We start from the raw sequence: 19,156 nt of genomic DNA on the forward strand, positions 1-19,156 counted from the left end.
TTTTAATCTAGGGGTTGAAAAAGGGCTTAAAGACGGCTTTTTTGTTATAATAAGACTAAGACTTTTAGAACGGGAACAGGCTATGAAACTACTTTATACAGGCATTAGCAATGATTTAACAGCTATTTTATCCGAGGAGGCCAGACAGTTTGCGGCAGCAGGGAAACGGGTTTTTTACATTGCTCCCAATTCGCTGTCTTTTGAAAAGGAGCAGAAGGTTTTGAGTCTGATTCCTGAAAGGGCCTCGTTTGCGATAACGATTACACGTTTTGCTCAGCTGGCAAGGTATTTTTCGTTTAGACAGGCTATTTCTAAAGAAAACATTGACGATACTGGCTTGACGATGTTACTCTATCGTCTCTTATCCCAATTTTCAGAGAGGGACTTGAAAGCTTTTGGCAGGCTGAAGCAAGACCCTAATTTTGTTAAGCAGCTGCTGGATCTGTATAAAGAGCTAAAGACAGCTAATATGACCGCAGCCGATTTAAAGGATTTAGAGTCTCCAGAAAAAGCCGAAGACCTGCAGAAGATTTTTGCTAGTTTGGAAGACAATTTGCAGGCAGGTAATTATGACAACCAAAGCAAGCTGTCTTTTTTGGCGGATAAGTTGCAATCTGGTCAGCTGGATCAGGCATTACAAGATACCGTCTTCATCATTGATGGCTTCACCCGATTTTCAGCAGAAGAAGAACATTTAGTCACGCTTTTGAATAACCGCTGTGCCGATCTTGTCATTGGTACCTATGTCAGTCAAAAGGCTTACCAGTCCAATTTTTCAGCCGGTAATGTCTATCAGGCGGGGCTGGATTTTATACGGCATCTGGCGGCTAAGTTTCACGTTAAGCCGGAATTGAGAGAATCTGTTCAGAAAAGTCTGCCTGCTTTTGATAAGTTATCAAGGATATTTGAAGGCAATCATGATTTTAGACCTTCTGATCTGGTTCTGACAGAGGCTGATAAGCAGTACCTGACTATATGGGAGGTCATCAACCAAAAAGAAGAGGTCGAACAGGTTGCCAAAGCGATCCGTCAAAAGCTTTATGAGGGCCACCGTTATAAGGACATTTTGGTCTTGTTGGGGGATGTCGAAAGTTACAGGCTGCAGATTGGCAAGATTTTTGATAAATATGAGATTCCCTATGACGTTGCCAGAGCTGAATCCATGAGTGCGCACCCTCTTGTTCATTTTATGGAGAGTCTTCGACGGATTAAGCGTTATAATTTCCGTCCGGATGATGTGATGAATCTCTTTAAGTCAGGTCTTTATGGACAGATCAGCCAGGACCAGTTGGACAAGTTTGAACAATATGTCATCTATGCGGATATTAAGGGGCAGGCAAAATTTGCTCGAAACTTTACTCTGACAAAACAGGGGAAATTTGATCTTGCTGCACTCAATCAGTGGCGGGAGGCTCTGGTGACTCCGCTTCAAGAATTGACGGCGGTACGCAAGCAGCTAGGGAAAAATTTGCTGCAGAAATTGCTGCAGTTTTTTGAGAAGGTTTCTTTAACGGAGAATTTTACCGTTTTGGCCAAGAGTGGCAGTGAGAATCAGCTTGAGCGACATGAGGAGGTCTGGAAAACTTTCAGTCATATTCTGGAGCAGTTCCATCAGATTTTCGGTGACCATAAAATGACTTTGGATGAGCTCTTGTCACTTCTTGGCAGCGGGATGATGGCTGCCCAATACCGGACGGTGCCTGCTGCGGTTGATGTGGTGGCAGTCAAATCTTATGATCTGGTTGAACCTCACAGCAAGCCTTTTGTTTTTGCTTTGGGTATGACCCAGTCTCATTTTCCAAAGATTGCTCAGAATAAGACCCTGATCTCTGACCAAGAACGCCTTAAAATCAATGAAGCAAAGGAAAAGACTGAAACGCATCGGCGTTTTGATGTCATCAGCAAAGAAAATCTTAAAAAGAACCATTTTGCTGCTCTTTCCCTTTTTAATGCAGCCAGTCAGGAACTGGTTTTGAGCCTGCCGCAGATTCTAAACGAGTCTGAGGACAGCATGTCTTCTTATCTGAAAGAACTTGTTCAAATGGGGGTTCCTCTTGTGGAAAAAGGCCGTCACCAAGAAGCCGCTGCCCCCGAAGATATCGGCAACTATAAGGCGCTGTTATCACGCTTGGTGACCCTTAACCGTTCTGACATCACTCAAGAACTGTCCGAAAAGGAAGAAACGTTTTGGACAGCAGCGGTACGCTATCTGAGGCGAAAACTAGATAAAGAAGGCATCACGATTCCAACTATCAATGCTGGTTTGGTCAGCAAAAAGGTGAGCCAAGAGGTAATGGACAGCCGTTTTCCATCAACTGAACCACTGAGATTGTCAGCTTCGGCGCTAGAGACGTTCTATAACAATCAGTACCTGTATTTTTTACGTTATGTTTTAGGTCTTCAGGAAGTGGAGACCGTTCGGCCAGATGCCAGAAATTACGGGACCTACCTGCACCGGGTCTTTGAGCTTTATGTTGGTGATAAGAGTCCGGACAGTTTTGATCAAAAGTTGGACAGGGCCATTGCAAAAACCAAGAGTGAAGAAGCCTTTCGTCTGCTTTATGCGGACAACCAGGACAGTCGCTACGCTTTAGAGGTTTTAGATGATATTGCGCGTAGCACAGGAAGTTTATTGGCAGAGCTTAAGCAGGATCAGGTTAAGAGCCAGGAGGCACCCTTTGACTTTCTGCTTGATCAGGGCGTGAAGGTGACAGGCTTTATTGATCGAATCGATTATCTGCCAGAAGCAGGTTTTGGTGTGGTAGACTATAAATCGGGCAAGCATACCTTTGATATCCGAAAATTTTATAATGGTCTAAATTCTCAGCTGCCAACTTATCTGGAGGCTCTTCATCATCTAAAGGACATGTCTGCAGCCCCGTTTTTTGGAGCCATGTATCTCCACATGCAGGAGCCTAAGCTGAAACTGTCTGAGGTTAATGATCTGGCCCAATTGGTTGAAAAAGCGCATAAAGAGCTGAGCTATAAAGGACTTTTCAGACAGGACAGTAAGGCAGTGCTGACAGGCGGCAACTATCAGCTAACGAATTCACTCTATTCGGAGGATGAGCTGGCAGTTTTACTGGCTCATAATAAGGGCTTGTACAGGCAAGCCGCGCAGCAGATTCGCCAAGGGACGTTCCTCATCAATCCTTACAGTCAGGATGGCAGATCTGTCCAAGGGGAGCAGCTCAAGGCGATTACCGGTTTTGAAGCCGACCGGCACATGGCTTATGCCCGTCAGCTGATAGATACTCCCACCAAGAAGAAACGAGAAGCTTTCTTAGAATTAATGCAGGGAAAGGAGACGGACAATGCTTAAGAAAGAGTTTTTAACAGCTGACCAGATCTCAGCCTTGCAGGAAAAAGAACTTGCTTCGGATAAAAAACAAAAGCGGACAGCTGAGCAGATTGAAGCTATTTATGCTAACGGAACCAATATTTTGGTTTCTGCTTCTGCCGGTTCGGGCAAGACTTTTGTTATGGTGGAGCGGATTATTGACCAGATTCTAAGAGGTGTTAGTGTGAACCAGCTCTTTATTTCGACCTTTACGGTAAAGGCGGCTGGAGAGCTCAAAGAGCGTCTGGAAAAGAAAATCAGACAGGCTCAGGACAATACAGCTGATCCAGAAGTCAAACAGTTTTTGACGCAGCAGTTGGTCGATCTCCAAACTGCTGATATAGGAACCATGGATGCTTTCACCCAGAAGTTGGTTAACCAGTATGGCTATACGCTTGGGATTTCTCCAAACTTTCGAATTTTGCAGGATGAGAGCGAGCAAATGCTTATCAAGAATGAGGTGTTTGCGGATTTGTTTGCCGACTATATGAAGCGTCCGCAGACGGATATGTTTAAGCAGCTAGTAAAGAATTTTGCTGGCAGCCGTAAGGACAATATTCCCTTTAAGCAGATTGTTTATAGCATTTATAACTTTAGTCAGGCTACCGACAGCCCTGAAAGGTGGTTGCGGGAAAACTTTCTTAAAGGCGCAAAAACGTTTACAGACTTTTCGGCCCTTCCAGAACAGGAAATCAAAGATTTGTTGACCAGTATGGAGCAGACGGCAGAAAGCTTGAGAGACCTGACGGAGCTGGAAGACTATAAGCAAGTCACAAAGAAGGGAGAAAAAACAGCAACCTATAAGAAGCATCTCGTTTTAATCGAGAAACTTGATGAATGGTCTTCAAACTTTTCTAGCCTTTATGGCCGCCAAGGCGTGGGGCGGCTGGCTCAAGACTTGGTAGGTTTATTGCCATCGGGTTCTGATGTTACCGTGGCTGGGGTGAAATACCCTGTCTTTAAGGGGTTACATGGACGGCTTGCTGGATTCAAGCATTTGGAAACCATCTTGAAATACCAAGCACAAAGCCTTCCGCTTTTAGAAATCTTGCAGGAATTCGTCCTTGATTTTTCAGAACAATACCTGCAAGCCAAAAAAGAAGAAAATTCTTTTGAGTTTTCGGATATTGCACATTTTGCCATTGACATCCTGGAAAAAAATGACACTATTCGGCAGCTCTACCAGCTCAAATATCATGAAATTATGGTCGATGAATATCAGGACAACAGTCACACGCAGGAGAAGATGCTGGAACTTTTGTCGAATGGGCACAATCGCTTCATGGTGGGAGATATCAAGCAGTCTATCTATCGTTTTCGACAAGCAGATCCTGAAATCTTCAACCAGAAGTTCAAGACCTATCAAGCACATCCAGAAGAAGGAAAACTGATTCTGCTCAAAGAAAATTTCCGCAGCCAGTCGGAAGTTTTAGACACGACGAATTGTATTTTCAGCCACCTGATGGATGAAAATGTCGGGGAGATCCGCTACGATGATACGCATCAGCTGGTTGCTGGAAGTGCTGGTCAAAAGGAGGGGCATCCAGAAAATGAGACCGAGCTTCTTCTCTATGATATGGATAGTGCTCAGGACGATCTTGCAGGCGAGGAAGCAGATACCATCAGTCCTGGAGAAGTTAAGCTGGTTGCCAAAGAGATTATCCGCCTCCACAATGACGAGAAGGTCAAGTTTGAGGAGATGACCCTGTTGGTCTCTTCAAGAACACGAAATGACAATATCCTAAAGACTTTTGAGAACTACGGGATTCCACTGGTGGCAGATGACGGCGAGCAAAATTACCTTAAATCTCTGGAAGTGATGGTTATGCTGGACACTTTGAGAGCACTTGACAATCCTCTCAATGACTATGCCTTGGTTGCTCTTCTGCGTTCGCCGATGTTCTCCTTTGATGAGGATGATCTGGCTAGACTTTCCCTGCAGGAATCAGAAGAAAGTTCCAAGCAGAATCTCTATGAAAAAATGCAGAACGTCAGCAATCACCAAGGTCGCCACGGAGAATTGGTCACAGAAGCTCTAAGGGTCAAGCTAGACAGTTTCTTTGAGACCTTTTTGGCTTGGCGGGCTTTTGCCAAGTTACATTCTCTGCATGACTTGATTTGGAAAATTTACAATGACCGGTTCTACTATGACTATGTCGGCAGCCTGCCAAAGGCGGCGCAAAGACAGGCCAACCTCTATGCCCTTGCCCTACGTGCCAATCAATTTGAGCAGACAGGCTTTAAAGGCCTTGCCCGTTTTATTGGGATGATTGACAAGGTCTTGGAAAATGAGAAGGATCTGGCAGCCGTTGAAGTTGCCCTTCCTAAAAATGCGGTCAGCTTGATGACCATTCACAAAAGCAAGGGTCTTGAGTTCAAGTACGTCTTTGTCCTCAATCTGGATAAGAGATTTAGCGCTGTTGACATCAATTCATCGGTCATCCTATCCCGTCAGAACGGGATAGGTATCAAGTATCTGGCGGATATGAAAGAGGAATTGGGTGAACAGAAACTGCCGAGCCTTAAGGTCAGCATGGACACACTCCCTTACCAAATCAATAAGCGAGAACTGAGACTGGCGACGCTGTCAGAACAGATGCGCCTGCTCTATGTGGCTATGACAAGAGCAGAAACAAAATTGTATCTGGTGGGTAAAGGCAGTCAGGAAAAATTGACCGATAAGTATGATGGCAAGTCTGAAAATCACCGTTTGCCAGTTGCTAGCCGAGAAAGCTTTATGACCTTCCAAGACTGGTTTCTGGCTATACAAGAGGCTTACAAGACGGAAAATCTTCATTTTAAAAGCCGTTATGTGACGGATCAGGACCTGACCGAAGAAAAGATAGGGACTATTGAAACCCAGAGCAGGTTTGCGCCCGATAATCTCAAAGATAACCGTCAGTCTGAGGATATTGCACAAGCTCTAGATATGCTGGAGGCGGTCGAAAAGATCAATCAGAAATACCAAGCAGCGATTGAACTGCCAACCCTGAGAACGCCAAGCCAGCTAAAACGGCCCAAAGTTTCTGAGGGTGAGGGCGAACAGCTTGCCTTAATCGGCAGTCAAGAAAAGAAAGCGACTGCTGACACCATCTCCTTTGCCCTGCCTGATTTTGGTAAGACAACCAGCATTAGCCCAACTGATTTGGGTTCAGCCCTGCATGAATTGATGCAGAAGATTGACCTAAGTCGGCCGATCAGTCGCAGCCATTTGGCAGAAACACTGACGTCTTTGCCACAGGAGGCGGCGGTTAAAAAGCAGATTGATTTGCATAAGGTTCAGCAGTTCTTTCAGACACCGCTCGGTCAGGAAATATTGGCTCATAAGGACAGAGTCCATCGTGAAGCCCCTTTTGCCATGCTTAAGAAAGATGAAGCCAGCGGTGAAGATTTTGTGATTAGAGGGATTATTGACGGCTATATTCTGTACGAGGATCGGATTGTCCTTTTTGACTACAAAACAGATCGATACCAAAATCACACCCAGCTCAGAGAGCGTTATCAGGAGCAGATGGCTCTTTATCAGGAAGCTCTGAGTCAGGCTTATGGGATCCGTCAGGTGGATTGTTATTTGATTCTTTTTGGAGGTCAGGACTTGGAGGTGATTCGCTTATGACCCTTAAAGCTATTTTAGAAGATATGCAAGCCAATCAAAGTCCCAGTGTTTTGAAACGCTATAAAAAGGCAGGGGAAAATCAGCCCTATATTGGTTTGATGATGGGCACAATCAATAAACTGGCAAAAAAGTATGCTCAGTCACCGGATTTGGCTCTGCCGCTTTGGCAGACAGGGATTCTAGATGCCCAGTTACTAGCGATTCAGCTCTTCAAACCCCAAGAATTGACAAAAGAAGAAGCGATCCAGCTTTTGGATGACCGTCTATCCTTGCAGGTCTTGGATAAGCTGGCGGATCGCGTGTTGGCGAAAACAGTTTATGCCAATCAGCTAAAAGAGGACTTGTTTAAAACTGATTCTTTAGTCTTGCAGCGCTTGGGCTGGCGTCTTCAGACAGCGGCAGTCGCTCAAAAAAATCTAACGTCATCTGAGATTGAGGAACTGATTGCTCAGATAGAAAGGGAACTCAAGGCCAGTCCCGAGATCCTTAAATGGGTCATGAATCAATGCTTAGTAGAAGTGGCTGTTCGCTATGATGATTATCGTCAGGCCATCATCGGCATGACTGAAGAACTGGCTGTTTATAAGGACATGAAGGTGGCCAAAGGCTGTACTTCCGCATATGCCCCTGACTGGATAGCTGCTCGCGTAAAAAAGTAGCCGTTGCCGCAACGGTTTGGAAGAAAATGAGCCTCTGTCCAGACTAAGGAGACAAGGGAATTAACAAAGAAGAGATTGGGACAAATTGGTCAACTGTCATAAAATGTGATTTCGATGTTGCTGTCCCATCTCCCCACAGTAGATTAGGATGGTCGCTATCACTTGCGTAGCAAGGGACAAAGGCTTCCAATAAACCACAGCATCAGCCATTGATGTCGCATACATTAAAAGAGTTTGGGATAAAAGTCCCAAACTCTTTTTGCGGTATTGAGAAGTATTTCATTGCGCCCCTTTAGCTGTCGGCTTTGATGGTCTGGTAGACCAGTTGAGCGATAGCTTTATTGCCATGCTTATTAGGATGAACACCGTCAGCAAACCAGTCAGGGTGATTTTGGGTTAAGGCATAGAGGTCAATGACCTGACAGCCCATTTTTTTGGCTAGCTGAGGAATGATGTGCCGAATTTCTTCTTTAATCACACGATTATTGGGGCGCGTGACAGTTGCTTGGCTGATAAAGCACCTTGGCGGAATCATAAGGATGATTTTGGGATGACTGGACATTTGCTGATAGCGACGAATAGCTTTTTGATAATCAGTTTGATATTGGTCGGCATTCCAGTTCACCTTTTTTGAGTCGTTGGTGCCAAGCATAATCAGGACGATGTTGGCCTGGCTCTTAAGTGAATTTGCCGCAGCTTTTTCCTTGAAATAGGGGAAATTGGCTGTGGACAGCATGGTTCGGCCACTCAGGCCATAGTTAATGACGTCATAACGACTGCCCAGCTTTTTGGCTAAAAGGGCGGGATAAGATAGGGTTTTGCGGTTTCTGCCAACGCCCAAACCGTAGGTGATACTGTCCCCGACGGCAGCAATGGTTATTTTTTCACTGCTGTTTACCCTTGTTTTGGGCAGGATAAAAAGGAAAGCTCCTAAACACAGGATTAACAGAAAGAGGAAGCCGAGTTTTTTAGTCATTGTCGCGTTATCAGGTACTTTCTTTAGTTTCTTTCCCCATTATAAAGGATTTCTCGGAAAAAAGAAAACGTCTCCCAGAAATTTCCGGAAAGACGTTTGACTGATTAACTGGGTTTAAGCCCAAAACTTTTCAGCGATATCTTGGCCTTGTTTGATTTTAGCCCATTGTTGCGGAATAGCCAACTCATTTCCTGAGTCACAAGAAGCAAAGCCACACTGGTGAGAAAGCAAGAGACGGTCTTTTGGAATGATTTTGCTGGCTTCTTCCAGAAGCGTGTAAATCCGCTCTTCATCATCCAAGTCAGTTGTTTTACTTGAAAGAAGTCCCAGAACAACTTCAGCATCTTTATCTTTCAACGTTTCCAAGGCTTTCAAATCACCGGCGCGCTCATCATCCCATTCAAGGAAGAAGCGATCATAATGCTGATCACCAAGGAATTTCTTAGCGATAGCTTCATAGGTACCACCAGAAGCATGGCGACTTTCGTAATTGCCGCGGCAGTTGTGAGTCCAAACCTTGAGACCCAATTCATGACCGTAGTCTACCACTTCATTATTGATTTTGACAAATTCGTCAGCCAAATCAGCCAGTCCTGCATTCCCCTCAGCGAAGAAACTGTTTGGATTGCTTTCGTCAAAGAGCTCCCAAAGGCAGTCATCAAACTGGATAATCTCACCGCCGGCTTCCTTGTACTCGTCCAAGAATTCCTTGTAAGCCTTGATAAGACCAGCTTTCAATTCCTCATTAGTTTTATAAACTTGATTTTCGCCAGCCAATCCGTCAAAAATAGCCAGCTCGGTATAAGCATGCGCAGGTCCCCAGACAGTCAGTTTGGTATCAGTACCTTTGGCTTCTTCTTTCAAGAACTTATAAATGTCTAAGAAATGATGGTTTTTGCCGGAAAGTGGCTCGGTAATACGGATGCCGATGTCTTTGCGGGTTTCGTAAGTACCGCCGTCGTGGTCTTTAAAGGTATAACCATGGTCAGCAATATAGCGCTCAATTCCTTTAAGTCCCCAGACAAAGTCCAAATGCCACATGGATTTGGAGTATTCACCGTCGGTTAAAATATCAATCCCGTTTGCTTTTTGATCGGCAATGACTTGCTTGATATCGGCAGTTTCAGTCTCTTTATAGCCTGGGAAGTCCTTGTAGAAAGGGTAGGTAATGTCGTCACGATGTTCGATTTGCGTCTTATAGTCGCGCAGGTCAGCTGGACGCAAGAGTGATCCAACCAGTTGGAACTTAGATTTAGTCATTAGTGATATCCTCATTTCATTTAATGCTCCTATTGTATCCCAGTCTGGCCTGTTTGAAAAATAGTTATTTTCTTAAAAGACATATAGTTTAAAACTATAGCCATACCCCAATCATATTTTTGATAAAATAGAAAGCAAAGGAGGTATTCTGATGCGCGACAACCACTTACACACCCACCATTCCTACGATTCCGATGCTGATTTCAAGGATTATTTGGAAAACTACGAGGGAGAATTGGTGACCACCGAGCACTATGACCTGTCCAATCCATATAGCAAGCAGGACGATGTGCCTGATTATGAGGCATATTCGGAAGAAATCGCTGCGCTCAATGCCCAGTATGGCAACCGCATCAAGCGGGGGATTGAAATTGGCTATTTCCAGCCGCGAGAAGCGGATATCCTCAGCTTTTTGGCTGACAAAGACTATGATTTGAAGCTACTGTCCGTCCATCACAATGGGGTCAATGATTATCTGGATGAAGAAGTGGCGGATATGGACAAGGATGCCATCATGCAGGAGTACCTGGATAAATTGGAATACGCCATCGGGCGCGTGGAAGCCGATGTCCTGGCCCATTTTGACTATGGTTTCAGACTTTTCGATGTCACTGTGGAAGAATTAAAGGCATACGAAGCCCAGCTCCGCCGCATTTTCCAAAAGATGATTGATCATGACCTGGCCTTTGAGCTCAACAGCAAGTCCATGTACCTCTATGACCACGAGCACCTCTACCTCTATGCCCTTGGCTTGGTCAAGGAACTCGGCTGCCACAAGTATTCCATCGGCTCCGACGGCCACAAACTCGAACACTTCCGCCTCCAATTCGACCGCATCCAGCAAATTCTGGATGAGTTTGGGATTGGAGAAAGGGAGATAATTTAGGAGGGAACAATGACCATCGAACAACTGACAAAACTTGACAAACCTCAGGTAATTGAGGAAATATTGGCAGAGAGTTTGGTATTGGGATTCCAAATCACATCTGAACACTCAACCCCCTAAACGAAAGCGAGCGAACTTAATGGTTGAAAACTTAATCTTAGTCCGCCCCAGTCTTGACTGGGAAGAGGAATTATTAGCTTACAAGGATGCTTTTAAAGATGAGCACATGCACGGCGGGGCTGGTCTTTATCAATTTGATAAGGTGTCTGATTGGCTAGCCTACTTAGAAAAACTGGAAATGGATAAACCAGCAGAAGAAGGCTGGACGGCAACAGCTTTTCTCTGTATCCGTCAGTCTGATAAGCGGATGGTTGGTATTTGCAATGTCAGACATCATCTCAATAGTCTAGAGTTGTTTAATGTTTCAGGTCACATTGGCTACTCCATTCGTCCTGATGAGCGGCAGAAAGGCTATGCCAAAGTGCAGCTGCATTTAGCTCTGAGTGAAGCCCCAAAATTAGGAATCGACAAGGTTCTGGTGACCTGCGCAGACTGGAATATTGGTTCTGAACGCACCATTCTAGCAAACGGAGGTGTTTACGAAGACAGCCGCCTGGACGAATCGACAGGGGATCTGATGAAACGATACTGGATAGATGTGGCCGAAGGAGTATGAGATATGAGATTAATTTTTTTGCACGGCTTGGGACAGGACAAGACGGCTTGGGATGATGTGATAGTAGCCCTGCCCCATCAGGATTGCTTGACTTTAGATTTATTTGTAGACGGGAAAATGCCTGAAAATTTTGAGACTTTGACAGAGCAGGTTGCTGGCAGTCTCCAAGAGATAGAAGAAGATTTTATTTTAATCGGTCTGTCCTTGGGCGGTGTGCTGGCTCTGGCACTGAGTCAGTACCACTTTGTGCATCTCAAAGGTCTGATCATCTCTGGTGCGCAATACCGTTTGAAAGGAAATTTTCTCTACAAACTGCAGCTATTTGTCTTTCAGCTTTTGCCTCAGTCGGTTTTTAAAAAGCGGGGAGTCGCTAAGAGACCTCTTCTTGCCTGTTTAAAGTCCATGTCCAATCTTGATTTAAGCGAAAGGCTTAAATGTATTCAGCTACCAACCTTGATTCTCTGCGGACAAAAGGATAAGCCTAATCTTTTGCCTGCCAAAGAAATAGCAGAGCTGATTCCCAATGCCAAACTTGCTGTCATAAAAAAAGGCGGCCATCTCTTAAACACTGAAATGCCCACGGTTTTTGCCACAGAAATCACTGATTTTTTAAAGACACTAACAGAAAGGGAGGTCAAGTATGCTGATTCGTCAAATAAAGGAGGAAGAGTATCCTCTCCTGCAAGACTTTCTCTATCAAGCCATATTTGTACCAGAAGGGACTGAAATGCCAGACAAAAGTATTCTCCAGTTACCTGAATTGCGGCATTATACGGAGCAGTTTGGTCAAAAAGCTGGTGATTTAGCTTTTGTAGCAGAAGATGAGGGTCAAGTTGTCGGGGCTGCCTGGGTTCGGCATATCCATGATTATGGCTATGTGGAGGATGAAATGCCCTCGCTGACCATCTCCCTTTTGGATGCCTACCGTGGTCAAGGGATTGGCAGTCAGCTTTTGGAGGCCCTCCTTGCCGCTTTGAAAAAAAGAAACGTAAAGGGGGTCTCCCTGTCGGTCTCAAAAACCAATCCCGCTTATTTTCTCTACCAAAAATTCGGTTTTCACACCCTTCGTGAAAATCAAGAGGATTTTGTCATGGTTTTGATTTTATAATTTATCCTAGACGTTTTGTCAGGGACAGACCAGTTTCTTGGTGTCTGCTTTGACATCAAGGCGTCTCGGTCATCAAAGCAAATTAACCAAACAAAAATCCTCCGAGAATCCCTCGGAGGATTTTCTTAAGCCTTGTAGGCTTGGTAAGGAAGGTTTAGCGATTCAGCGACGGCTTGGTTGGTCAGCTGGCCTTGATACACATTGAGCCCTGTTAAGAGTCCGTGGTTATCTTGAAGGGCTTTCTCAACGCCCTTGTTGGCCAATTCAATCGCATAAGGAAGGGTGACATTGGTCAGGGCAATGGTGGATGTTCTAGGAACAGCACCGGGCATATTGGCAACAGCATAGTGGATAACACCGTCAACCGTATAGATGGGGTCTTCGTGTGTCGTGACCCGATCAGCAGTTTCGATAATACCGCCCTGATCAACAGCAACGTCAATAATCACAGCGCCCTTGCGCATTTTTGAAACCATTTCTTTTGTTACCAGTTTGGGTGCGCGTGCGCCTGGAATGAGAACAGCTCCAATCAGCAGGTCAGAATCACTAACGGCCTCCTCAATATTTAGGGGATTGGACATGAGTGTCTGTACTCTGCCGCCAAACTGGGCATCTAATTCAGCGAGGCGTTTGGCACTGAGATCAATAATGGTCACGTCTGCTCCCAAACCAACGGCCATCTGAGCAGCATTAGTTCCAACATTGCCGCCCCCGATAATCGTCACTTTGCCTTTTTTAACACCGGGAACACCGCCTAAGAGGATACCTTCACCCCCGTCAAGATTCGTCAGGAAATGAGCTCCCAACTGAACCGCCATACGGCCGGCAACCTCACTCATGGGATTTAGCAGGGGCAGACTGCCGTCTTTTTCAACCGTTTCATAACCAATGCCAATCACACCACCCTCTAGGAGGGCTTTGGTCAGCTCTTCTGCAGGTGCCAGATGCAGGTAAGTGAAGAGAATCAACCCCTTACGGAAATAAGGGTATTCACTGGCAAGAGGTTCTTTAACCTTGATTACCATATCGGCCTGCCAAACCTCTTCAGCGCTTGACTTGATCAGAGCTCCTTGAGCCGCGTATTCGCTATCCGTAAAGCCGGACCCCAGTCCAGCTTCGCTTTCAATCCAAACGTCATGTCCATGCTGTCTTAGTGACAGAACACCGGCAGGTGTCAGACCGACACGGTTTTCTCGTGTTTTAATTTCTTTAGGTACACCAATAATCATTGTGAGTCCTCCTTCTAGATTTCATTTTGTCATAATCTCAGCTCTAAGTCAACAAAAAATGGGAGCGTTTTCATAAAATGCGGTTCAAATCTTTGAATTTCAGGACACCAAATGACATAATAGAAAGGTCTGATGACAGACATTCAATCTATTGCAAAGATTAGAAGGAGACAAGTATGTCAAACGATATCAGAGTATTACTCTATTATAAATATGTTCCCATTGAAAATGCCGAAAGTTATGCTAAAGAGCATTTGGCCTTCTGTAAATCCATCGGGCTTAAAGGGCGTATCTTGATTGCTGATGAGGGCATCAACGGTACTGTTTCTGGGGATTACGAAACAACGCAGAAGTATATGGATTATGTTCATGCCAATCCGCTTTTCAGTGACCTTTGGTTTAAAATTGATGAGGAAAGTCAGCAGGCTTTCAAAAAGATGTTTGTCCGTTATAAAAAAGAAATTGTTCATCTGGGCTTGGAAGACAATGACTTTGACAGTGACATCAATCCTTTGGAAACAACAGGTGCTTACCTGTCGCCGAAAGAATTCAAAGAAGCCTTGCTTGATGACGATACAGTGGTTCTAGATACCCGTAACGATTATGAATATGATCTGGGACATTTCCGAGGCGCTATCCGTCCAGATATCCGTAATTTCCGTGAATTGCCGCAATGGGTTCGTGACAACAAGGAAAAGTTCATGGACAAACGCGTAGTGGTCTACTGTACCGGCGGTGTCCGCTGCGAAAAATTCTCAGGCTGGATGGTTCGCGAAGGTTACAAGGATGTCGGTCAGCTTCACGGGGGTATTGCTACTTATGGTAAGGATCCAGAGGTCCAAGGAGAACTTTGGGATGGCAAGATGTACGTCTTTGATGAGCGGATTGCGGTTGACATCAACCATGTGGATCCAGTTGTGATTGGGAAAGACTGGTTTGACGGAACACCGTGTGAACGCTATGTCAACTGTGCCAATCCTTTCTGTAATCGTCAGATTTTAGCGTCTGAGGCCAATGAAGCCAAGTACCTCCGTGGCTGCTCTAGCCAATGCCGGGCTCACGAGCGTAACCGTTATGTGGAAGAAGAAGGCCTGACCCGTCAGGAATGGGCAGACCGCTTAGCAGCAATCGGTGAAACTTTGCCGGTTATGGTTTAAGGGGCAATAAGGAGTAAGAGGAAAGTCTTGCTCCCTTATTAAGATAAGGAAATCAAATCATGAAATCATTTTGGATGAACTTAGGTGTCGCAGACTTAGAAAAGTCAGCACAATTTTATGAAAAACTGGGCTTTGCTGTAGCTAGTTTTGGAGATGTTAGGTCCGTCACCCTTCCGGAAGGTGGCAACCTTATCTTGATGCAGACAGACACCTTTGCCCAACGGGTTCCCTTCCAACTGGCAGAAAAGGGCAATGAAGTCCTCATCTCCCTCAACGTTGGCAGCAGAGAAGAGGTGGACCGGCTCATCGAGCGAGTGGAAGCAAATGGCGGCCGCATTACAGGCCGACCGACAGATGCCTACGGCTTTTATGGGGCCAGCTTCACCGATTTGGATGGCCACCATTTTAATGTGATTGTGATGTAAGAGTGGGACAGAAATCGGTCGTTTCGGAGAAATTCGATTTCGTCAACAAGTCTTTATTTCCAGTTGTTGAGCTAAAACGGTCTATCCCCAGACCTTGAATGATGTGAGCTGACTACCGTCAGCCTATATCTCCCACTTCAAAAGGTCTCCCAGACCTTTTGAACTCCCACCTCCGCATAGCTCAAACTGTCTGGGAGACAGTTTGAGGTTGGAGATAAGGCGAACTCGGTTCGCATCAAAACTGTCTGGGAAACAGTTTGAGGTTGGAGATAAGGCGAACTCGGTTCGCATCAACCGTATAGGGCTGTAAAAGCTGATTCATCAGCGCATTAGAGCCCACTCAACCACTGCGTCATAAGTACCTAAAACAAGTATAAAAGAGTTTGGAACTAATTTTGTCCCAAACTTATTTTTTTAAAATTTGCATACATATAGAATGTATGCAAAAATAAAGAAAAACACATACAGGATGTATGTATTGAGGAGGAAGAAGATGTTAAAAAGTCTATACCCTGTTATCATGACTCAGAATGTGGCTGGTTTACAGGCCTTTTTCGTAGATTATTTTGGTTTTGAAGAGACCTTTGTATCGGATTGGTATGTCAGCCTGCGCTTGAAAGAACATGAAATCGCCTTTCTGGCTTCAGACCATGAAACCATCCCGCAGGGGTTTAGGCAGGTTGCCCAAGGCATTTTGGTCAATGTTGAAGTAGAGGATATCACTGACATACATGAGAGAATCCAGCAGGACAGACCGGATTCCATTGTGTTGAGTTTGCGGGATGAGGAGTTCGGCCAGCGTCATTTTATTGTGGCTATTGATGGTCTGCTGGTTGACGTGATTCAAGAAATTGAGCCATCTGACAGTTTCAAGGAGCATTTTCAGGAGGCTTTTTACCATGAATAAAAAAATGGAAGCCAGTCAAGCGACCATTGGTCAGCTGATAGCAGTGTCCAGAACCTTGTTTGCCCAAAAAGGCTACAATCAGACGTCTCTGGAAGAAATTGTGGACCAAATTGGCATGACCAGAGGTGCCCTCTACCATCACTATAAAAACAAAAAAGATTTGTTCAGGGCTGTTCTCCTGCAGATTCAGGAAGAAATCGGCCAAAAGGTAGCAGAGGAAGCAGACAAAACAGACGACTTGTGGGAACAGTTGCTTATCGGCTCTGTGACCTTTGTTAAAGAGGCCTGCAAGCCTGATATCAAGCAGATTCTGCTGCTTGATGGCCCTAGTGTCATCGGTTGGCAGGATTGGCGTGAAATGGATGAAGCCAATTCCCAGTACCATTTGCAGCAGCAGATTGAGCTTTTACAAGAAAAGAAAATCTTGCGAAGCTATGACTGCCGGGCCATGACGGCACTTATTTCTGGCGGGCTAAATGAACTAGCCCTTTATTTGGCGGAGCAGGAAGCTGTCGGTTTAGATTTGGACGACTTAATCAGAAGGCAATTAGAAGGGTTCAAAAAGCATGGCTAAAAAATTAAAAGATTATTATGATGAGGCTTTTTTGGATGACTTGACGGGGAAAATTGCCTCAGCCTATCCAGAGTTTGAAAAGGTAGTCTTTAAAAAGACAGTCATGGATCAGCTGGAAAGTCTGGACTTCAGTCCTAGGCAGGTCTTGATTGCGGAGGCACTTAAAGCTCATATTCCTCTGACCTATCGGGAAAGTTTGGGCATTTTTGAACAGATTTTAGGTCCAGAGTTGGAGACCAGTGTCGGCATGTTTACGGAAGGCTACTGGCTCTGGCCTATTGGTAAGTATGTGGAACTTTACGGGCTGGATGATTTTGAAGCCAGCACGGCCTTTCTTAAGGAACTGACCAAGCGGCATACAGGTGAATTTGGAATGAGGCAGCTCCTGCTGCGCTATCCTGAAAAAACGGTGGCCCTAGCCAAGATTTGGTGTCAGGATGAGGACAATAAGGTGAGGCGCTTGGCCTGCGAGTGTCTGAGAATTGCCCTGCCTTGGGCTAAAAAGACGACCATTGCACTGGACTATTTTGAAGATTATGTCTGGATTCTGACTAGCCTCAAGGATGACGAGGACAAATCTATCCAAAAAAGTGTCGCCAACAATCTCAATGATCTGTCAAAAGCAGACATGGACAAATTCAAGGATATTATTGATTCCTGGACAAAAAACAAGGCCGTCAGTCCAGCCTGCCAGTGGATTATCAGGCATGGGTCCAGGAGCATTCGAAAAAAGCAGAGCCAGTCGTAATATGTTAAAATGAGAAAAAGGAGCATCCCATGTCTATTGAAATTCGCAAGGAAAGGCCAGCTGAATACCATGCTGTTGAAAATCTGGTGCGGGAGGCTTTTTGGAATGTTTATCGGCCAGGGTGTTCAGAACACCTGATTCTGCACCAGTTGCGCCAGCACCCCAATTATCTGGAAGACCTGTCCAGGATTCTCTTGGTGGACGGTCAAATTGTGGGGCACATCCTCTTTAGCAAGGCCCAGCTTCGCCATGAAAAAACGGGAGAAGTCAAAGAAATTGCCATTTTTGGCCCCTTTGCCATTCGCCCAGATTTTCAAAAACAGGGTCTGGGAGAAGTTTTGGCAAAAACAGCCATTGACCAAGCCAGAGAAGCGGGGATTTCCCATTTGGTCATCTTTGGCAATCCTGCCTACTATCCAAAATATGGTTTTGTCACAGCCAGTCAACTGGGCATTTATCTAGAAAATCAGGATAAGGAAGAGGTTCTGGACTTTGTCCTGGCCTTAGACCTGCAGGGAGATGGCTCTATCTCACTGGAAAATGGCCCTTGGCTTTATACGGATCCCGATGGCTACCAAGTGGATGAAGCGGTCCTCGAAGCATTTGACAAAAACTTTCCGCCCAAGCAAAAAGAAAAGCGGCCAGGGCAGTTAGAAGATTAAACTTTAATAGGGTGAGGTCGCTAATCATTGATATGACAGAATTGCTAGGTATGCAGCCAGTCGATCTTGCTGTAAAGAGATTCCGAAGATGCTTTAATTCCCTTTGCCCTTGCTTTGTCTTATTGGTCATATTATAATAGATGAGAAATCAATGAGTTGGAGTATGAGATACAAATGATGAAAATGATAAAAGCTTTTCCTCTTATTCTGGTGGCTGTAGCAGTGGTTTACTTTTCCATTTATATTTGTATTGATAATGGGGCTTGGGCCTATATTGCGGCACGCTTTTTCGGTTTTGAGGAGAAATACGCCAGTAATGTCGAGTGGATTGCCATTGCGATACAGTCGCTCTTTTTTACCTCGGATTGGTTCTATGCTCGTATCAGGGCTTTTCTCAATCGCCGTCTGCAAAAATCAAAAGGGCTGAACCATCAAATTTATCTAGGCTATAAAGCAGGGATTGAATGTCTGATGGCTCTGCCCAAACGGACGATTTTATTTGGGTTTTATCTAGTGCTAATTGTGGGGGAAAGTCTAGGTTTAGTAGAAAACGCTAAAGATTACACGGCGGTTATTGTTTTTATCATCGCTATTGATCGGGTGACAAAAATATGGCCAGAAGAAAAGGAGCGCCTCAAAGCATTTAGTCACAAGGTCGCTAAACGTATTAAAAGTGGGAGTGCTAAGCCTTAAGAAGGTCTACTGGCCGTACTTGTGCTGAGAGGTATCAGCTAGACTTTATTTGTCAGGTTCTACGATGAGATACCATTTCATAGTGACATCATAAGGTTTTTAAGGACAGTCTTTAATGATTGAGCAATCCTTGGACGTGTGGGCGAGGCACCGCTGATGAGAGAGGGAATTGGAGATTGACAAGGAGTCGTAAGCATCATAGAAACAGGAGAAGCCATAAGCTTCTCTTTTTTTGAGCAG

At 45.0% G+C, this 19,156-nt stretch carries 17 protein-coding genes; 14 read left to right on the forward strand and 3 right to left on the reverse strand.

Translation table 11 applies throughout. From position 1 onward, the window contains the following. The first annotated feature begins 82 nt into the window (after positions 1–82). From rexB to A3GY_RS0101060, 3 genes are read left to right on the forward strand one after another with little or no spacing between them, the layout of a single operon-like run. Complete coding sequence (gene rexB, locus A3GY_RS0101050; RefSeq protein ID WP_026161859.1) at positions 83–3,322, forward strand: ATP-dependent nuclease subunit B; 3,240 nt, start codon at positions 83–85, stop codon at positions 3,320–3,322. Next, positions 3,315–6,956: a helicase-exonuclease AddAB subunit AddA gene (gene addA, locus A3GY_RS0101055; RefSeq protein ID WP_018029540.1), complete on the forward strand. Its 3,642-nt coding sequence runs from the start codon at positions 3,315–3,317 to the stop codon at positions 6,954–6,956. Before rexB ends, addA begins: the two co-directional genes overlap by 8 nt. Continuing rightward, positions 6,953–7,615 carry a DNA alkylation repair protein gene (locus tag A3GY_RS0101060; protein ID WP_018029541.1) on the forward strand — a complete coding sequence of 221 codons (663 nt, stop codon included), beginning with the start codon at positions 6,953–6,955 and terminating at the stop codon, positions 7,613–7,615. Before addA ends, A3GY_RS0101060 begins: the two co-directional genes overlap by 4 nt. Positions 7,616–7,907: 292 nt before the next feature. Here the strand turns inward: A3GY_RS0101060 and A3GY_RS0101065 are convergent, their stop codons facing one another. Then, entirely contained in the window at positions 7,908–8,591 is a 684-nt protein-coding gene (locus A3GY_RS0101065; protein ID WP_018029542.1) for a GDSL-type esterase/lipase family protein, read from the reverse strand. Between the two features lie 114 nt (positions 8,592–8,705). Beyond that, complete coding sequence (locus tag A3GY_RS0101070) at positions 8,706–9,851, reverse strand: cobalamin-independent methionine synthase II family protein (RefSeq protein ID WP_018029543.1); 1,146 nt, start codon at positions 9,849–9,851, stop codon at positions 8,706–8,708. A gap of 151 nt (positions 9,852–10,002) precedes the next feature. Here A3GY_RS0101070 and A3GY_RS0101075 point away from each other — a divergent pair, with 151 nt between their 5' ends. The 4 genes from A3GY_RS0101075 to A3GY_RS0101095 all read left to right on the forward strand — a co-directional run bounded on the left by A3GY_RS0101075 (position 10,003) and on the right by A3GY_RS0101095 (position 12,521). Beyond that, positions 10,003–10,737, forward strand: a complete 735-nt coding sequence (locus tag A3GY_RS0101075; RefSeq protein ID WP_018029544.1) for a PHP domain-containing protein — start codon at positions 10,003–10,005, stop codon at positions 10,735–10,737. 139 nt (positions 10,738–10,876) lie between these two features. Next, positions 10,877–11,413, forward strand: a complete 537-nt coding sequence (locus A3GY_RS0101085) for a GNAT family N-acetyltransferase (RefSeq protein ID WP_018029546.1) — start codon at positions 10,877–10,879, stop codon at positions 11,411–11,413. Positions 11,414–11,416: 3 nt separating this feature from the next. Next, entirely contained in the window at positions 11,417–12,139 is a 723-nt protein-coding gene (locus A3GY_RS0101090) for an alpha/beta fold hydrolase (protein WP_018029547.1), read from the forward strand. Next, positions 12,054–12,521 (forward strand): GNAT family N-acetyltransferase, encoded by a 468-nt coding sequence (locus tag A3GY_RS0101095; RefSeq protein ID WP_026161862.1) that lies wholly within the window; start codon positions 12,054–12,056, stop codon positions 12,519–12,521. Before A3GY_RS0101090 ends, A3GY_RS0101095 begins: the two co-directional genes overlap by 86 nt. 125 nt (positions 12,522–12,646) lie before the next feature. Here A3GY_RS0101095 and ald read toward each other — a convergent pair whose 3' ends face one another. Further along, entirely contained in the window at positions 12,647–13,750 is a 1,104-nt protein-coding gene (gene ald / locus A3GY_RS0101100; protein WP_018029549.1) for an alanine dehydrogenase, read from the reverse strand. 176 nt (positions 13,751–13,926) lie between these two features. On the opposite strand from ald, the gene trhO reads away from it, so the two are divergent. From trhO to A3GY_RS0101135, 7 genes are all read left to right on the forward strand, one after another. Further along, positions 13,927–14,907 (forward strand): oxygen-dependent tRNA uridine(34) hydroxylase TrhO, encoded by a 981-nt coding sequence (gene trhO / locus A3GY_RS0101105; RefSeq protein ID WP_018029550.1) that lies wholly within the window; start codon positions 13,927–13,929, stop codon positions 14,905–14,907. A 59-nt stretch (positions 14,908–14,966) separates the two neighbouring features. Then, the gene (locus A3GY_RS09990) at positions 14,967–15,332 is read left to right on the forward strand and encodes a VOC family protein (RefSeq protein ID WP_018029551.1); all 366 of its coding nucleotides are present in this window, start codon (positions 14,967–14,969) and stop codon (positions 15,330–15,332) included. 493 nt (positions 15,333–15,825) lie between these two features. Next, on the forward strand, positions 15,826–16,239 hold the full coding sequence (locus A3GY_RS0101115; RefSeq protein ID WP_018029552.1) for a VOC family protein: 414 nt from the start codon (positions 15,826–15,828) through the stop codon (positions 16,237–16,239). Next, entirely contained in the window at positions 16,232–16,813 is a 582-nt protein-coding gene (locus A3GY_RS0101120) for a TetR/AcrR family transcriptional regulator (RefSeq protein ID WP_018029553.1), read from the forward strand. Before A3GY_RS0101115 ends, A3GY_RS0101120 begins: the two co-directional genes overlap by 8 nt. Then, positions 16,806–17,561 carry a DNA alkylation repair protein gene (locus A3GY_RS0101125; protein WP_018029554.1) on the forward strand — a complete coding sequence of 252 codons (756 nt, stop codon included), beginning with the start codon at positions 16,806–16,808 and terminating at the stop codon, positions 17,559–17,561. Before A3GY_RS0101120 ends, A3GY_RS0101125 begins: the two co-directional genes overlap by 8 nt. 29 nt (positions 17,562–17,590) lie before the next feature. Then, positions 17,591–18,223: a GNAT family N-acetyltransferase gene (locus A3GY_RS0101130; protein ID WP_018029555.1), complete on the forward strand. Its 633-nt coding sequence runs from the start codon at positions 17,591–17,593 to the stop codon at positions 18,221–18,223. Between the two features lie 174 nt (positions 18,224–18,397). Beyond that, positions 18,398–18,916, forward strand: a complete 519-nt coding sequence (locus tag A3GY_RS0101135) for a hypothetical protein (protein ID WP_018029556.1) — start codon at positions 18,398–18,400, stop codon at positions 18,914–18,916. The last annotated feature ends 240 nt before the right edge of the window (positions 18,917–19,156 follow it).

This window comes from Streptococcus ferus DSM 20646, assembly GCF_000372425.1.
GTDB classification, from domain to species: domain Bacteria; phylum Bacillota; class Bacilli; order Lactobacillales; family Streptococcaceae; genus Streptococcus; species Streptococcus ferus.

Coding starts and splice junctions, on each gene's coding strand:
- rexB (WP_026161859.1), top strand. CDS start 83: ATGAAACTACTTTATACAGGCATTAGCAATGATTTAACAGCTATTTTA.
- addA (WP_018029540.1), top strand. CDS start 3,315: ATGCTTAAGAAAGAGTTTTTAACAGCTGACCAGATCTCAGCCTTGCAG.
- A3GY_RS0101060 (WP_018029541.1), top strand. CDS start 6,953: ATGACCCTTAAAGCTATTTTAGAAGATATGCAAGCCAATCAAAGTCCC.
- A3GY_RS0101065 (WP_018029542.1), bottom strand. CDS start 8,591: ATGACTAAAAAACTCGGCTTCCTCTTTCTGTTAATCCTGTGTTTAGGA.
- A3GY_RS0101070 (WP_018029543.1), bottom strand. CDS start 9,851: ATGACTAAATCTAAGTTCCAACTGGTTGGATCACTCTTGCGTCCAGCT.
- A3GY_RS0101075 (WP_018029544.1), top strand. CDS start 10,003: ATGCGCGACAACCACTTACACACCCACCATTCCTACGATTCCGATGCT.
- A3GY_RS0101085 (WP_018029546.1), top strand. CDS start 10,877: ATGGTTGAAAACTTAATCTTAGTCCGCCCCAGTCTTGACTGGGAAGAG.
- A3GY_RS0101090 (WP_018029547.1), top strand. CDS start 11,417: ATGAGATTAATTTTTTTGCACGGCTTGGGACAGGACAAGACGGCTTGG.
- A3GY_RS0101095 (WP_026161862.1), top strand. CDS start 12,054: ATGCTGATTCGTCAAATAAAGGAGGAAGAGTATCCTCTCCTGCAAGAC.
- ald (WP_018029549.1), bottom strand. CDS start 13,750: ATGATTATTGGTGTACCTAAAGAAATTAAAACACGAGAAAACCGTGTC.
- trhO (WP_018029550.1), top strand. CDS start 13,927: ATGTCAAACGATATCAGAGTATTACTCTATTATAAATATGTTCCCATT.
- A3GY_RS09990 (WP_018029551.1), top strand. CDS start 14,967: ATGAAATCATTTTGGATGAACTTAGGTGTCGCAGACTTAGAAAAGTCA.
- A3GY_RS0101115 (WP_018029552.1), top strand. CDS start 15,826: ATGTTAAAAAGTCTATACCCTGTTATCATGACTCAGAATGTGGCTGGT.
- A3GY_RS0101120 (WP_018029553.1), top strand. CDS start 16,232: ATGAATAAAAAAATGGAAGCCAGTCAAGCGACCATTGGTCAGCTGATA.
- A3GY_RS0101125 (WP_018029554.1), top strand. CDS start 16,806: ATGGCTAAAAAATTAAAAGATTATTATGATGAGGCTTTTTTGGATGAC.
- A3GY_RS0101130 (WP_018029555.1), top strand. CDS start 17,591: ATGTCTATTGAAATTCGCAAGGAAAGGCCAGCTGAATACCATGCTGTT.
- A3GY_RS0101135 (WP_018029556.1), top strand. CDS start 18,398: ATGATGAAAATGATAAAAGCTTTTCCTCTTATTCTGGTGGCTGTAGCA.